Source organism: Phenylobacterium sp., from assembly GCF_041691455.1.
Classification (GTDB): domain Bacteria; phylum Pseudomonadota; class Alphaproteobacteria; order Caulobacterales; family Caulobacteraceae; genus Phenylobacterium.
Window position 1 is genome coordinate 138,461 of the sequence record NZ_JBEPUO010000007.1, and the last position, 15,886, is coordinate 154,346.

Below are 15,886 nucleotides of genomic sequence, written 5' to 3' on the forward strand. Positions count from 1 at the left end.
CGGTTATGAGCAACCCGGCTGCAGATGTGGCGCGCGTGCAGAGCGAGGCGGCCGGCTGGTTTGCCCGCCTCAACCAACTGTCCATCACGACCGATGAACTTCGCGACTGGCGGGATTGGAAGCGCGACGAAGCGAACGCCGCGGCCTACGCCAAGGTGGAAGCCGCCTGGGCGGCGGCCGGCGCGCTCTCGAAGCGGCCGGCCATCCAGGCTGAGACCGCCGAGATCCTCCAGCGCCGACCGTCTCAGACACCCGCGCACGTCACTTTCAGGCGCTACGGGCTGCCTGCCGCGATCACCGCGACCGTCGTGACCCTCGGCGTGGCTGTCGCTTGGCTGAATTTCCAGCCCCAACCGAGCTTCACCACCCGGGTTGGGGAACAACGCCTGGTCGTCTTGGACGACGGGTCGAGGGTTCGGCTCAACACCGACAGCGTGCTTCGGGTGCGGTTCCGAAAGGCGGAACGCCGGGTGATCCTGGCCCGGGGCGAAGCCTTCTTCGAAGCCGCCCACGATGCGGCCCGCCCGTTCATCGTCGAAGCTGACGGAACGCGGGTCCACGCCATTGGCACGAAGTTCGATGTTCGGCGCGACGGCGACGCCGTTCGGGTGACCCTGTTGGAGGGAAAGGTGAAGGTCGCCCAGAAGGACACGGCGGGCTCGGCCACCTTGATCCCAAACCAACAGCTTACCGTCGCCGACGGTCGCGTCTCGGCGCCTCATCCCACAGACGCCGCGGAAGCCGCCGCCTGGACCTCGGGACGGCTGACCTTTCGGTCCGTGGCCTTGGAGGACGCGATCGCCGAGGTGAATCGGTATGCTGCCCACAAGGTGGTGCTCGACGGGCCGCCCGCGCTCGGCCGTCAACCGATCACGGGCGTCTTCGACACCGGCGACACCAAATCCTTTGCCGATGCGGTCGGAGTCCTGCTGGACCTCTCGGCCAAGTCCGACAGCGACGGGGTTCTGCGCCTGACGCCGCGCGCCCCTTCACGCGCCCCCAGCGCGTAACTTTCTTCCGTGTGCGGCAAGGGTGTCCCCGCCCGCCTTGCGTCTGTTCCTAGTGACGAACCACGTGTGGGCGACGAGTTTGGCCACTTCGGCCAAATGACCCCGCGGGCGCGTCACGGGGGAACCATGGCGACCAGAGGCCCATCACGTCCAACCTACCGGAGCTTGCTTTGCGCCGGCTTCGCCAGCGCCGCCCTGTTCGCGGTGACTCCGGCCCTTAGCGCTCCTGCGGCGACGATCCACATTCCGGCTGGACCGATGGATACAGCTTTGTTGGCGCTCGCCGCGCAGACGCACCAGCAGGTCGTCTTTTCCCCTTCCCTGGTCGCGGGCCTGCGCACCGCACCCTTGAACGGGTCGTTTACAGCCGAGCAAGGCCTCGCTCGGCTGCTCGCGGATACAAACATCGAGGTGACCCGCTCAGGCGCGTCAGCCTTCGTCCTTCGCGCGGGTCATCGGCGTTCAGCGACTCCCGTCACCGATACGGTCGGCGAGGCGCCAGCGCCGCGCCCTTTCGGCGCTGACGCGGCGCAAACGCCAGCCACCGCGTCCACGGCCCTCCCGGCGGCCGCTGCGGACCGGTCACAATCCACCACGGCGAATACCGTCTCCGAGATCGAGGTGACGGGCAGCCACATCCGCGGGGCGGGGGCCGGGCCTTCGCCGTTGGCAGTGATCGACCGGGCGGACCTACAGCGCAGCGGCCAGATGACGGTCGCGGAAGCCCTGAGCGTCCTGCCGCAGAACTTCAACGGCCAAGGCACCGACCTTGCGACCACGACGGGTACGGACAACCGCGGGATCAACGGGACCTACGACACGGGTGTGAACCTCCGAGGCCTGGGTAGCGACGCCACGCTGGTGCTGGTCAATGGCCGGCGGCTCGGCGGGGCCGGCGCCAAGGGCGACTTCACCGACATTTCGACCCTGCCGAACATCGCTCTCGACCGCGTGGAGATCCTGCTCGACGGCGCGTCGGCGATCTACGGCTCCGACGCGGTGGGTGGCGTGGTCAACGTCCTCCTGCGCCGTGATCTGAATGGCGGCGAGGCACGGGTCGAAGGCGGCGTGGGCGAACACGGCGTGCCGCGCGAGGGCCAGGTCGGCCTGATTGAGGGCCGCCAGTGGGACTCCGGCGGCGTGGTCCTGGCCTACGAACTCTACCACCGCTCTGCCCTATTGGCTGGCGACCGGTCCTTCGCCGCCACCGCGGACCTGCGGCCGCAGGGCGGCGGCGACTTCCGCACGCCCTTCAGCCACCCGGGGAACATCGCCATCGCGATCAACGGCGTCATCACGCCCTTCTATGCGATCCCGGCCGGCCAGAACGGGGTGGGCCTGACGCCGGCCAGCTTCACGCCCAACACCGTCAATCTGGCGAACCCGCACCTCGGCGTCTCGATTCTGCCCGATCAGGAGCGGCAGAGCGCCTATCTAGCCGTCCATCAGAGCCTCGGCGCCCACGTCGAGCTGACGGGGGATGTGGTCTACGGCTTCCGCCGGGCGCGCACGACGCTGGCCTATCCACAATCCCAGCTCACCGTGACGGCGGCGAACCCGTTCTTCGTGTCGCCCAACGGGACGACCAGCGATCGGGTGCAATATTCCTTTCGCGACGACCTGCCCTCGCCGGTGTCGCGCGGCACCGCAGAAATGCTGGCGGTCACCGCGGGCGCCAAGGTCGACCTCTGGGGTGACTGGCGCTCCGACAGCTTCTTCGACGTCTCCCAGGAGATTGAGGAAGGGCGCGTGCATGGCATCTTGAATTCAACGTTGCTGGCCGAGGCGCTGGGGAATGTCGCCGATCGGCCCACCACCGCCTACAGTCCGGCCCGCGACGGCTTCTTCAACCCCTTCACCGGCATCTCGGCCAACACGCCGGCGGTCCGCGCGGCGATCGGTTCGGGCTTCACGTCATCGCGCCGCGAAAGCCGTGTCTACACGGCGAGCACCCAGGCGGATGGTGCGCTGTTCCGGTTACCGGCGGGCGCTGTGAAGCTGGCGGTCGGCGCGCAGTATCGCAAGGAAACCTTCAACCAGGTCGGCACGAACTACACCTCCACCGTCGCCCCGGTCCCCCAGCAGGGCACCGACGTCGAACGCAGCGTCGGGGCGGTCTTTGCCGAAACGCGAGTGCCCCTGTTCGGTCCCGACTATCGGCGCTCCGGCCTGGAGCGCCTGGAGCTGAACGCCGCGGTCCGCTGGGAGCACTACAGCGACTTCGGAACCACCGTGAATCCCAAGGTGGGCATGCTGTGGTCGCCGGTGGACACCCTGAATCTCCGGGCCACCTATGGCCGTTCCTTCCGCGCGCCGGGGCTTCGCGAGCTGCACGATCCGGCGTTCAACACGCCCGTGCTGTTGGGGGTCGGACAGACCCAGGTGCTCAGCCTGCTGCTCACCGGCGGCAATCCTGGCTTGCGCCCGGAGACGGCGAACAGTTGGACCGCGGGCTTCGACTGGCGGCCCCAGGCGCTGCCCGGACTGCGCCTGTCGGCGACCTGGTTCGACGTCCGCTACCGCAACCGCATCGACCAGCCGGTCAACGCAGTGCTGGACACCGCCCTGCAGGATCCGACGGTGTCCAGTTTTGTTCGGCGGCTGGATCCCGCCAACGCGGGTGATCTTGTTGCGATCTCCGCGCTGCTCGCGAGCCCGGCCACCTCAACCTCCCAGGGGTCGTTTCCTGCCAACAGCTACGGCGCGATCGTCGACAGCCGCTATGTCAACACAGGCTCCCTGGAGGTCGAAGGCCTGGACGCGACCGCGTCTTACGGCTTCGACTTGGCCGGGGGCCGCTTGCAGTTGGCCGCGACCGGCTCCGACCTGATCCGTTACGCGCAGGCCCTGACGCCAACCTCGGCCGCCTTGGAACGGCAAGGGCTGGCCGGATTCCCGGCGCGCTACCGTGGCCGGCTGACCACCGACTGGACGCGAGGTCCGCTAACGCTTGGCGCGGCGCTGAACCGCACCAGCGCCTTCAAGGACCTCGTCGGGCGCCGCATCGACAGCCTGACGACGCTGGACCTGCAATTGCGCGCGGCCGGACCGGCCGCGTCGCGTTGGGCCGGCACGACCTTCAGCGTCAACCTTCGCAACGTCTTCAACACCGACCCTCCGTTTTACAATAGTTCGCTCGGCTATGGCTTCGACGCCGCCAACGCCGATGTGGTCGGCCGGTTCGTCTCCATCCAGATCACCAAGAGCTGGTGATGGCGCCCGCACGGCGGCGCCCGCGCCGCAGCCTGGTCGCCGTGGCGGCCGGCCTATGCGTTCTCCTGCCCGCGGCGCAGGCGCTCGGCCGCCCTGCGACGGTCGAGGACTTCCTGCAACGGGAAAGCCTTGGCGGCGCCGACGTCGATCCAACCGGCCACTGGCTGGTCTACGCGCGGCAGGGGCCGATGCTCTCCGCAGCGCGATTCGACTTCGAGGTGTTCAACGATATCCTCCGCACCCGGCTGATGAAGGTTGATCTGCGCCACCCCAGTTTGGCGAAGCCGCTCTTCAGGGCAGCCGCAATGGCGGGCTACACCGCCGGCCCGTTCTCGCCGGACGGCCGCTATCTGGCCGTCCGTCGCCTCACCGCCGCCAACTACGAGCTCGGGGTGGATACGGTGGCGACCGGGCGGGTGCGCTGGCTGGGCGTCACCCCAGACTATGACGACGACGCCCAGACCCTGGCATGGCTGGACGGTCGCACGCTGCTGGCGATCGCCCGCCCCGCGGGCGACATGCCCTTCCAAATCCGGCTGCGCCACGACCTGCAGGGGCGGCTGCCCAAGCGTTGGGCGCGTAGCGCCGCGGGCGGGATCGCTGTCACGGTCCTTGGCAGCGGGCCTGACATAAGCGCCGAGCCGCCCCACCCTCGTCGCGTCCTCGCTCTGGACGTGACGACCGGTCGCCGCCGCGTCCTGGCGACCGGCGGCTTCATCCATCTGGAGGTCTCGCCGAACGGCCGCCGCGTCGCCCTTGTGTCGACGGCGGAGGACATCCCGATGAACCCCGGCCATCCGGTGCAGGGCCTCTACGGCTTCGAGAACCACCGCCGCCGACTGACCCTTCTCGATGTCGCATCAGGCGCGACCGCGACGCCTTGCCCAGCGTGTGACGTCCTCCTGCGCCCCCTGGCCTGGTCGCCAGACTCCCGGGCGGTGCTGGTCTACGCGCGCCACGCAGGCCAGGCCTGGCCCGAGGGGCGGTTGCTGCAGGTTGATGCGGAGACCGCCAAGGCGCGGCCGGCGGCGTCCGGGGTGCGGGCCGTCCTCGACATGCGCCCAGAGGCCGCCCGCGCAGGCTGGTTCGCCGGTGCGCCGTTACTGTGGGGCGTCCGGGCCGACGGCCCACCGGCCGCCACGCCGGGCTGGTTTCGGATTGGTCCCGCGGGACCGATCGCACTCACCGAAGGCCTTCAGGCCCCATCGCAGAATGCGCTGACCGTCAGCCCGCGCTCGATGCTGATCATCGCGAACGGCCAGGCGTGGCGGATCGCGCCGGACGGTCAAAGAAGCCTCGTCGCCCCGGTCTTCGGACCGTTGCGCTTCGAGCAGACCAGCCGCGCTTGGGTGTACGACTACCGCGTGCCGACTGGCGAACGGCTGGTCGGCCTCACGCCCGAAGGCGCCGGGCCCGTCCCGGGCACGGGCGCAGCCCTCGCCGCCGTGGACGGCGGCAGCGTCCGCGACCTGATGCCCGTTGCGGCGGGCAGCCGGGTTCTCACCATTCCCTTGGCCGACGGCGCCGCCTTGATTCGGATCGCCGGGCGAGGCGCCGTGCAACACCTCATCTGGCGTCGGCCGCGGCAGCCCCCCGTCGAGGTCGACACCCTCAACCCGCGGCTGGGCGATCTAGACGGCCCGGAGGTCCACGCGGTTCGTCATCCCGGACCGGACGGGGGGACCCTGACCAGCTGGCTGCTCCTTCCGCCCGGCGGCGCCAAGGGCGCGCGCCCACCGCCCCTGGTGGTTTGGCCCTATCCTGGCTCGGTCTTCACGGAGCCGCCGGCGGAAGGCGACCTCCGGCGTCCCGGATATGGCAAGACTCCGGCCCTGTTGGTCGCGCATGGCTACGCGGTCCTGATCCCCAGCCTGCCCAATCGTCGCGACGGCCGCGGCCCGGCCGAAGGCCTCGCCCAGCACACCTTGGAGATCGTCGATGCGGCCGCGGCCGATCCGGCGCTCAAGGAGCGCTTCGATCCGACGCGACTCGGGGTTTGGGGTCACAGCTTCGGCGGCTATGCGGCGATGGCCCTGGTGACCCAGACCGACCGCTTCAAGGCCGCGATTGCCCAGGCGGGCTTCAGCGACCTGGTCAGCGTGTGGGGTGAATTCGCGCCGGTCCGGCGCGTCGATCTGGAGGACGGCCCCAGCAGCTTCTTCAGCGAAGGTTGGACAGAGGACCTACAGGGCGACATGCGCGCGCCGCCCTGGCGCGACCCGCAGCGCTATCTGCGCAACAGTCCGCTGTTCCAGGCCGACCGCATCACCACGCCGCTCATGCTGATCCATGGCGATCAGGACAGCATTCCCGTCGGCCAGTCCGAGGAGATGTTCTCCGCCCTTTTGCGCCAGGACAAGGACGCGGTGCTGCTCACCTATTGGGGCGAGGGCCACGCGCTTGGCAGCCCAGGAAACGTCCGCGATCTCTACCGGCGGGCCTTTGCCTGGCTGGATGAGCACTTGCAGAGCAAACCCTAGCCTGCGGCGGAACGTCGAGCGGGGGCGGCGCGACGAACGAGTAAGCCTCGGAAACCTAGAAGACGCCGGGTTGGCTTCGGCTGCGCCACCGTGGGGCCGTCTCGGCGTCGGGAACGCGCGCCTGCCAATACCGAACCCAAGCCTCCAAGGCGGCGGCCGCCAGCACGCCCGAGCTGTCAGCTTGCCAGATCAGGGCGTCGGCGTTGAGGATTTGGTCCAGGCCAGCACGGTCGAGGATCCCGGCGTCGGCCAAGCAGCCGTCCAACAGGAATGGCCGCAGGAAAGGCAGGTTGTGCGCCACGGTGCGGGTGTAGAACGACTCCCAATCCGCCTTCGAACGCCGGCCGGCGACCTCGGGGTGCAGGCGATCTGCGAACAAATCGCGGACCAGGCCGCGGTCGCGGCCGCCGCGCTGCAACGTCCAGGTCCCCAACGCGAAACCTGCCTCCAGGACGGGTTGCGCCAGCAGCGGATGGATCTGATCGACAAACCGCCCTGCACGAGACGCACCGCGATTGAGCTGTGTCATCACCACGCCCCCAATCTGGTAGCGCTTGGCCGGCGGGAGGTCCTCAATGTCCTCTTGCCACGGATGCGCTGGACCTTCGGGTTGCGCGAGGACGCGAGGTCCCCAGAACGGAGAGTTCATCGACTCTGCACCGTCGCTATGACGCCGGGACCAAGCTTCCCAGGCCACCGACCAGACCGAGCGCCGCAGGCGTCGGGCGACCGCCTGTGTCTCGGCGCCCAGGAGCCGCCGAGCCGAGGTCGCCCGAATATAGTCGGAGATCACCAAGGCGGTGGGGTGCTGGAAGAAGATCGAGTCTCCGCCCTTGCCCGTGACAACGGCCTCGGCGCCCCGGTTCGGCGCCAGGGCCGCCATCGCACGGTCTCCGTTCAGATCGAGGGCGTTGACCGCAGGGCGCGCGCCGCCTGCCAGCGCGAGAAGGTCCGCGAGTTGAAGGTCCGGAATCTCGGCGGCGACAAGTTCGACCGCCGCCCAGAGATCGCCGCTGGCCAGGCGGGCCCAGGGGCGCTCGTCCGCCTCCGGCCGGTCGCCGCACATATGCACCACGGCGGCCACACGCGTGGAAAGCCCCAAGGTCCGTACGACGCCGGCGACAATCGCGGAATCCAGGCCGCCCGAAACCTCCAGCAGACATCGGTCGTAGGTGGACACCAGTCCAGCGGTCGCGACGTCGACGGCCGCGCGCAGCGCAACCTCGGCGTCTGGTCCGGCCTCGGGCGCCTGCCGGGCGAAGGCCGCGGGCCGCCAGAGCGGCAGGTCGGGCGAATGACCGCCTACGGGGCGGTAGTCGCCGGGGCCAAGAGTCGAAAGGCCCGAAAGGGCGCTCCGGGCTGCGATTGACGCCGGTCGGCGCACAAAGTCCGCGATGGCGTCCCAATCCAGGCTCAGGCGGGCAGGCCACAACGGGCCAGGGATCGGCGCGACGTCGGACGCCATGATGAATTCGCCGCTAGCGGACCATGAGACGGCGTCGAGGGCGCCGGAGGGATCGCGCAGCACGCCGCCCCAGGCGCCGTCGCTGTCTCGCAGGAACGCGACGTAGCTACCCCAGTGATCCGAGACGAGCCTTCGAGCGCCTTCGACCGACGAAGTATCCAGCGGCATGACCGGCGGCATCGACAACGTCTCCGCGCGGCCTCGCGCGAAGAGGCGTCCGATGACCACGACGCGGCCGTCTGCGCTCTCAGAAACCGGCAATGCCGGCGCCCCGCGCGTCCAGATCTCAAGACCGCGAACGCTGATGGCCTGTCGCCAGCCCGCGCCGCAGAGGTCGGCTGGCCTGCGCGCATCGGCCTCCAAACCGCCGACCCCACCCGTCCGCAGGCGCGCAAGATAGTCGGCGGTCATCTCAAGCGACCGCAATGGGGCGGAAGGCCAGGGCCCGATCCGGAACCTCGTCGAGGACGACGTCCCCCGCCTGCAGCCAGCAATGCGCCGCGAACGGCCAAGTGCGGACGGCGATCACCCAATCGGCGTCCAGGCCCGACCGCTGCAGGAAGCGGAGCAGCACGAAGCTGCGCATCAGGCATTTGCGCGGGGCTGGCAGCCAGATCGCGGCGCGCCGGAATTGCTTGACTGCAAGAGTAAGGGCGTCGGCGCTCTCGTCGCCCCGATGGCGGGGGCGCGACTGGCGCACAGAGGCGAGGATGTGGGCGAAGGAACGCCCGCGGTAGTGGATTTGGAGGTCCAGAAGGCACAACGCCAACGTCGCCAAGTCGCGCACTCGCGGAGGCTGCGGGATTGCATCGGGCGCGACGACGCGGGTCGGAAGCGGCGGCGGGTCGTTCCGCCGGCCAAAGGGCGGTTCGGTCTGCGCGAGGCCAGCCGCCATGAGGGCGTCCGCCAAGGGTTCCGGCGCCGTGATCGCGCCATTCCTACCGATGGCGAGGTCAGCGCTGCCGCCGGGAAGGCACTGGTAGGAATCCGATGTGATGTTCAGCACGACAATGTCGTCTGCCACGGCGACAGCATGCACATCGCGCTGGAGGTAGAGATGAGCGGTCACGGAGCGAAGCTGGCGCCGGCCGAGCCGGCGCCAGGGGCCTTCATTCGGGGACGAACTTGCCGACGTCGCCGAATTCCTTGATGCCCTCGTCCGCGCCGTTGGTCTGGGCTTTAGCGCTGCCGAAGCCCACGAGGCGCAGGGTGCAGGGTAGTTGGGTCATGGCGTCTTCCTCTTCCGTTCACCGCCGACCTGGCGGCGATGGCCACTCCGCACCCCTTGAAATCTCTATTCAAACTATATCGGAACTATACTTCCTCATCGGCGCGACGATGGTTTACCAGCGGCGCCAGTTGATCGGCCAGTTCGATCCGCCGAGCATGGAAGACCTCAAGCGCGAGACGTCTTTCGGGGGCTGCCGAGAGGTCCGAAAGGCCGCGCAGCACGGACGCCTCGGCCGCCAAGTCCTCAAACAGCAGCGGCTCGACCCGGCGCACTGGGCCCAGCTTGATGACGACGGTGCGGAAGCTCATCCAGAGGGACTGACCCCCGGCCCCCATCATCCAGTCCGCAAAGAGGCGTTCCACATCCCGCACGGGGTCGGTGGCGACCCCGGGTGGCGGATCGCCGTGTGGCGACGCGCCCTTGGCGCTAAGCCTCTGAACATCCAGCGCCAATGTGAGATGCGCGAGGCTGAGGCGGTAGAGATCAGCGATGTCGAGACCCGTCAGGGCGCTTACGAAGAAGCCTTGCCCCCGTCGGTCCTCCAGCAATCCTTCGCCGGAGATCCGAGACAGGGCCTCACGGACGGGCGTCGCGCTGAGGCCGAGCAGGTCGGCGACCTCGGTCGCGGCAATCCGTTCTCCGGGCCGGAACACCCCATCGCGCAGCCGCTCGCGGATTCCGGCCAACGCCTGAAGAAAAGAATCCGCGCGGTGAGGCATGCTCGTGCTCCGGGGTCGTCTCCGATGCGCGAATAGGCAAGTCACAACCGTAGCTGGCAAGACCGATATATTCTTAACGCGCTGATTGTACGCAGGTTTGAACCGACAGATTCGACGTTCCGCAAATAAATTGCGGACAGTCCGCAAGTTTCTTGCGGATTCTGTTCTCGCGACATCGATTCCCTTAGCGCCCAACCACCAGCAGCTGTTCCGGCCGGGCTACCCCGGCCCGGCGCGCTTGGCGCTGATGCGCACGCAGCGCACGCCGGCGGCCTGGGCCTTCTCGGCCAGGTTCAGGACGGGCCCGAACGGCTTCGCACCACTCTCGGCAAACCCGTGCACGGACCCAGACAGCGCCAGCACGCACACCGGCTCCAGAGCCATCAGGGCGTCGTTGGCCCGGAACGGCGCCGCGCGGCCATGCTGCTCGAAGTCCGGCCGCGCCAGCACCAGGCGCACGCGCTTCTGCGCCGCCCAACGTTTGGCGATCTGCTCGGCGCCCTTGGCGCCGGTAAGGGCCAGGCTCATGTCGGGCCATTCGCCCTGCGCCCAGTTGAGCGCATCGAAGATCCGCATGGCGTCCTCCGGGGACACGGCCGCTGGCGCGCCCCGGAAGGCCACCACGTGGTCGCCGGCGTCGGTGTCTGCCAGCTTTAGCGCCTGCCGCGTCCGCAAAGCATGGGTCGCATCGATCTGGGCAGCGGTGACGCCCGAACCTCGCAGACTGCCCCGCCACGGGCTCCAGGTTTCCCCGGTCGCCGTCGCATAGACCTCCGCCGCCGCGTCGCGCACCAGTTCGATGGCGCGCACCGCCGCGTCGGCGGCATCGGTCTCGGCCTTGGCCTGCTGCAGGTCATGGTCGGCGACCTCGCTGGCGTCGAATTCCCGAAGGCCGCGCGACAGGGTCTCCCGGTGGCGGTCCGCCAGGCGGTCGAGCCGTTGGACGGCGGTGTGCAGGCCGCCGATCAGGGACTCAGCGACGGGACTCGCATGGTCCTCCAAAGCGCTGCCCAGCAAGGCGTCGAGCAGCTCGGTCATCAGGGCTTCGCCGAGCTGGACCAGCGCGGCTTCGGTGGGATGCGGCCGGGGGTCTTGGAGCGCGGCGCTCATCGCGTCGAAGGCGTCGCCAAGGTCGGCGGTGGCGAGGAAGGGATTGCGGGCACGCATGGGATGATCTCCTGAGGGGGTCGGATCGAGCCGAGGCTCGAGGCCCCTCCAGGCCGGGCCGTACCGCCCCCGGCCAGGGGCCGAAGGCGCGTCAGCTTCCCTGGCCGGGGGCGGTACGGTCTGGCCCGCTTGGCTCCGGACGCGGCGACCGCGCCCTCAGGCCTGACCCCTGCGGTTGTCCCGCGCTTTTGCGCCCACCCCGCGTGTCGCGGTCGACGCCGGCTGATAGGCCACCGCCCGATGATCCCCGCAGTAGGGCCGGGCCGCGACCCGCCGCCCGCAAAAGGCGAAGCCCGGCTCGTGCGGATCGCCGATCGGCCAGCGGCAATGCCAGGACCGCAGCGCCTCGACCCTCGCCACCTGGCCGGCCCAGATCGGCATCGCCACGGGCGGTGGCCGTTTGGCCGCCGTCGGCGGATGGTGCGGACGCCGCGCGTGCGGCTGTTGCGGCGGCTTGGCCTTGCGCACCTTGGCCGGCGCCATCGGCCGACCCCGGCCCAGCCGCCCCAGCCGATGCAGCTTGCCGAGTACGGCGTTGCGGGTGATCCCGGGGAACCGAGCGGCGATCTCGCTGGCGCTGAGGCCGTCGGTCCAGAGGCGTTCGAGGATGGCAACCCGTTCGGGGGTCCAGATGGACAGGCTCATCGGAAGGCTCCGCACCGGGTGGGAGGCCTACCCTCCAATCCGGCTCGCCCGCTCTGGCCACTCCTCCGGCTCCACAGCACGAGCCCTCGGCGCAAACCGAGGGCCCGTCTGTCTGTCAGGCCGCCAGCGGCTCCGCCGGCGCGCCCGTCTCAGGCTCACCCGCCACAACCTCGGCCGCCGCTTCGGGCTCCGGCTGCGGCGTCTCGGCCGCCTCGACCCCGACGCCCCACCGCAGGCAGGCCGGCAGCCAGCGCCGTACGGCCGCGGCTTCCGCCGTCGCCCGGACCACCTCGTCCTTGCGAATGCCACCGCCGCGCGGGGCCTCAGCCTCCATCTCGGCCATGAACGCCAACAGCTGCGTTCGCGAGTGGACCGCCAGGAAAGCATCGTCCGGCGTCCAGCGCTGGGCCAGGTCGGCGCCGCAGAGCGCGGCGACCTCCTCGGCTTCGGCGCGGGCCTCGCGGCGGATCACCGTAGTGCGGGCCTCCCGCAGGTCGACGGTCACCGCGACCAGTTCGGCCAGCAGCGCCATGCGGTCGGGCTCGGCCAGGGCGGCCACGAAGGCCAGGGGCCGCAGGCCGCTCGCCAGGAAGGCGTCCCGCCGCGCGGCGAGCCGCCGCCAGACCTCGCTCTCCAGGTCATCCTCGCCGGCCGGAACGGGGCCGTTCGGCGCGGCGATGCGCAGCAGCGAGGCGTCCGAGGTGATCGTGTCGTTGAGCGCCAGGTGCTTGAAGAGCTGGGCGGTCACCGCGATCACGGCGACGTCGGGATGATCCACGAGGTCGCGGATCAGGCCGCGCGTGGCCATGGCGGTCCGCGCCGCGTGCTGGATGTGGGTCACCCCGGCCGTATCGACTTGCACCGCACGCTCCGGGATATCCGGGGCCCAGCGTCGCCGAGCCGACGCGACCCGGCCCTCGCCCGTCACGGTCTCGTCGTCGTCCTCATCCTCCTCCTCATCCTCCTCCTCGTCGTCCGCCGGCAACTCCGCCTGCGGCAGCGGCGGGGCCGGACGCTGATAGAAGGTCACGTCGAGCCCGTCCCGGGCCGGCGACAGCAACGCCGCCCCGATCTCGCCGCGTCCGGCCGCCAGGCGGGCGAGGACCAGCCGGGTCTGGAGCATCTGCGCCAGCGCCGCCTCGCGGGTCTCGTCCGTCGCCTCGGCCACCAGGGCCATCGCCGCCTCGATGTCGTCTCGGGCCTGGTCGAACTGCGCCGTCAGGTCCTCCGGCAGGCTGCCCCAGTGGACAAAGGGCAGGTGCTCAAGACCGTCGGGCGCCCGCAGCCCGCGCTCGCGGCTGCAGACCACCGTGAGCCCCGCCGTGGCCAGGCCGTCGGCGACCCGCGCCGCCGCCGTCCGCCAGAGGTCATCGAGCCGGTCGCCGTCGAGAGCCTCGGCCGGCAGTTCACCGAACAGGTCGGCGCTCAACCGGCCGCCGGCCTCGGCATAGGCCGCCTCTGTCACCAGGGCGAAGCGGGGATCCTCGACGGTGATCCGGCCGCCGGTCACCAGAACCCGCAGGCCGTGTTCGTGGAAGTAGCCGCCCAGCGCATCCTGGGCGAAGTTGGCCTGGCGGGCGCGGTCCTTCAGCCGCGCCAGCAGCCGGACCTGGGTCAAGGTGAGCTTGCTGAGCCGATAGGCCTGCAGCACGTCGGGGTGGACGCGGGCCAGGGCGTCGAGGCGGCGGACCTCGGTCTCGTCGTAGCCCAGCGCCTCGGCGATGGCCGAGGTGGTGAGCCGTGAGCGCCTGAGCTTGCCGATCGCGACGATGACGTCGGCGGTGTGTACCGGGGCGTGCTCGGCATTGGGCAGGACTGCCGCGGCGGCCTGGGCCGCGCGGCTAGCCGCCAGAAGGCATTCGACCTCGAAGTCCTCGGGGATCAAGCCGTCGGCGACCAGGCGCAGCAGTGCGAAGCGCCGCCGGCGGCCGTCCAGCACCATGAACGCCGGTTCGCCCTTGCGGCCCTTCCGGACGATGGGCGGGTAGATGACGCCGGCGGCGCGGATGGTGTCAGCCAGGCGTGGCACCTCGGCGTCTTCCGGAACGTCGAAACGGAGGTTCTCAGGGGCAAGGCCCAGGTCGCAGAGCTTCACCCGGATGCGCGAGGCCGCCGAGACAGGCGCCGCAGAGGGGGCGGCCGGCGCGGCGGTGATGGAGGAATGTACGGTCATGGTCAGGCTCCTGGACCGGCCGGAGGCCTATCCCCCGATCTGAGTCCGCCCTCCTCCGCCTCCTCTCGCCCTCCAGGCGCTGCGGTCCGGCGTTGCGCGGCTTCGTTCCAGTCCGCATACCCGGCCGGAGGCCAGCGCACGCTCGCTTCCAGGCTCAGGCTCCGCAGCCGGCGGGCCAAGGCCCATGCCGCCCTCTCGCCCACGCGGCCGCGGTCCCCAGCGACCACCACCCGGCGCACGCCGGCTGGCGGCGCCCACCGCGCGAAATTGCCCACCGAGCGCAGCGCCCAGGCCGGAAGGCCGAGCGCTTCGGACGCGGAGAGGCAGGAAAACACCCCCTCGCCAACGAGCATGGTCTCGCCGGGCGGATCCAGCCGGACAGCGCATCCGCCCGGGGCGCAGCCGACGGTCTTGCGCGGCAGCGCCATCGCCGCAACCGATCCATTCGGGGCCAGATAGGTGAGTTCGACGGCGCAGAGGTCGCCCGCCGCGTCACGCACCGCGGCGAGAAGCGCTGGACGCCTAAGCCCTCGGTCCGCGTAGACCGCCGAGGGTACTGCAGGGTGGTGGCGCAACGCCTCTGGCGTTGAGCGACCGACCCCACGCCGCCGGAGGTGGACGGCGGACAGGGTCGCCGCGATCGGTCGTGCGGTGTCCCATAGAGTCCGCGCGACAGCGATCCGCTCGGGCCGCGTCGGCGGCTCGGTGTCGCGGATCATCGAGCCACCGCCGGCCAGCCGGCCCGCATCATCGACCAGGCCGCGCGCCTTCAGATCATCGAGGACCCGCCGCCAGGGATCGCCGGCGAAGCTGTGGATCACCACGCGGTCGCCAACCAGCAGCAGGGAGACAGAGCGGTCGGCGCGACTGTGCCCGGGCCCCGGCACCACGGCCCGGCGGCCGCGGTCATAGAGGTCACCCCCAACAACGCGGACGATCGCCGCCAGGCTGCGGCCCGTCACAGCAACCCCAGGGACTTGAGGCTCACCACCTGCTGGCCCGCGACGATCATGTGGTCGTGGATCACGATCCGCAGGTGTCGCCCGGCCTCGATGAGCTGCCAGGTCATGTCTACGGCGGCGGCCGACGGGGTCGGATCCTGGGCCGGATGATTGTGCACGATCAGCAGGGCCGAGGCGTGCAACTCCAGAGACCGGCGCATCACCTCCCGGGGATAGACCGGGGCATGATCGACGGTGCCTTCGTTCTGCAGTTCGTCGGCGATCAGGTGGTGACGGCGATCGAGGAACAGCACACGAAACTGCTCCCTAGGCGCGCCGGTCAGGGCGGTGCGCAGATAGTCGCACACGGCCTGTGAGCTGCTAAGCACGGGCCGCGTCCGCAGCGGGCGGATCAGCATCCGGCGCGCCAACTCGCGTACCAGGCGCAGCCGCGCAGCCGCGGATCGGCCGGCCACCCGAACCAGATCCCCGGCGGCAGCGCCCAACACCTCAGGCAACGACCCAAAGGCTGCCAGCAGGACGTCGGCAACGTCGAGGTCCCCGCCGCAGAGCAGGGCCAGGCACTGAGCGTCGTCGAGCGCGATCTCGCCGGGCGTCAGCGCGAGCGCCTCGAGGCGCCCGCGGGTCTCCAGGGGCGCGTCCTCCGGCTCGAGACGCAGGGACAGGACTTGGGAGGGCATCGGCGGGACTCCGGGCTCGCCCCCCGATCGGGGCCGCCCTCATCCGCCTTCTCTCCCCCTCCTACCGGGGGCGTTGCGGGGCCCTCCCCGCTGACCTGATGTCCATCGGCATGGCGCCGTCGCGCCTTTGTGCGACCGTTC

The 15,886-nt window shown here is 70.3% G+C and carries 11 protein-coding genes and 1 pseudogene; 4 read left to right on the forward strand and 8 right to left on the reverse strand.

What is annotated here, in order from left to right:
• Positions 1–5: 5 nt before the first annotated feature.
• The 4 genes and pseudogenes from ACESMY_RS12080 (at position 6) to ACESMY_RS12095 (ending at position 6,703) form a co-directional block, all read left to right on the forward strand.
• On the forward strand, positions 6–1,010 hold the full coding sequence (locus ACESMY_RS12080; RefSeq protein WP_372784836.1) for a FecR family protein: 1,005 nt from the start codon (positions 6–8) through the stop codon (positions 1,008–1,010).
• Between the two features lie 258 nt (positions 1,011–1,268).
• Positions 1,269–1,445: pseudogene (locus ACESMY_RS12085) on the forward strand (STN domain-containing protein); the annotation flags it as partial.
• A 186-nt stretch (positions 1,446–1,631) separates the two neighbouring features.
• Complete coding sequence (locus ACESMY_RS12090; RefSeq protein ID WP_372784847.1) at positions 1,632–4,223, forward strand: TonB-dependent receptor plug domain-containing protein; 2,592 nt, start codon at positions 1,632–1,634, stop codon at positions 4,221–4,223.
• Positions 4,223–6,703: a prolyl oligopeptidase family serine peptidase gene (locus ACESMY_RS12095; RefSeq protein WP_372784837.1), complete on the forward strand. Its 2,481-nt coding sequence runs from the start codon at positions 4,223–4,225 to the stop codon at positions 6,701–6,703. Before ACESMY_RS12090 ends, ACESMY_RS12095 begins: the two co-directional genes overlap by 1 nt.
• Before the next feature lie 55 nt (positions 6,704–6,758).
• Here the strand turns inward: ACESMY_RS12095 and ACESMY_RS12100 are convergent, their stop codons facing one another.
• From ACESMY_RS12100 to ACESMY_RS12135, 8 genes are all read right to left on the reverse strand, one after another.
• A complete protein-coding gene (locus tag ACESMY_RS12100; RefSeq protein ID WP_372784838.1) occupies positions 6,759–8,579 on the reverse strand; it encodes an asparagine synthase-related protein in 1,821 nt (606 codons plus the stop codon).
• A gap of 1 nt (position 8,580) precedes the next feature.
• Entirely contained in the window at positions 8,581–9,237 is a 657-nt protein-coding gene (locus ACESMY_RS12105) for a lasso peptide biosynthesis B2 protein (protein WP_372784839.1), read from the reverse strand.
• A gap of 245 nt (positions 9,238–9,482) precedes the next feature.
• Positions 9,483–10,118 carry a GntR family transcriptional regulator gene (locus ACESMY_RS12110; RefSeq protein WP_372784840.1) on the reverse strand — a complete coding sequence of 212 codons (636 nt, stop codon included), beginning with the start codon at positions 10,116–10,118 and terminating at the stop codon, positions 9,483–9,485.
• Between the two features lie 219 nt (positions 10,119–10,337).
• Positions 10,338–11,285, reverse strand: coding sequence for a DUF2493 domain-containing protein (locus ACESMY_RS12115; protein ID WP_372784841.1), 948 nt, complete (start codon positions 11,283–11,285; stop codon positions 10,338–10,340).
• 156 nt (positions 11,286–11,441) lie between these two features.
• Positions 11,442–11,930, reverse strand: a complete 489-nt coding sequence (locus ACESMY_RS12120) for a GcrA family cell cycle regulator (RefSeq protein WP_372784842.1) — start codon at positions 11,928–11,930, stop codon at positions 11,442–11,444.
• A 115-nt stretch (positions 11,931–12,045) separates the two neighbouring features.
• Positions 12,046–14,103, reverse strand: a complete 2,058-nt coding sequence (locus ACESMY_RS12125; RefSeq protein ID WP_372784843.1) for a ParB N-terminal domain-containing protein — start codon at positions 14,101–14,103, stop codon at positions 12,046–12,048.
• Between the two features lie 2 nt (positions 14,104–14,105).
• Positions 14,106–15,065, reverse strand: coding sequence for a toprim domain-containing protein (locus tag ACESMY_RS12130; protein ID WP_372784844.1), 960 nt, complete (start codon positions 15,063–15,065; stop codon positions 14,106–14,108).
• Positions 15,062–15,745, reverse strand: coding sequence for a RadC family protein (locus ACESMY_RS12135; protein WP_372784845.1), 684 nt, complete (start codon positions 15,743–15,745; stop codon positions 15,062–15,064). The genes ACESMY_RS12130 and ACESMY_RS12135 overlap by 4 nt, the downstream gene beginning before the upstream one ends.
• Positions 15,746–15,886 lie beyond the last annotated feature (141 nt).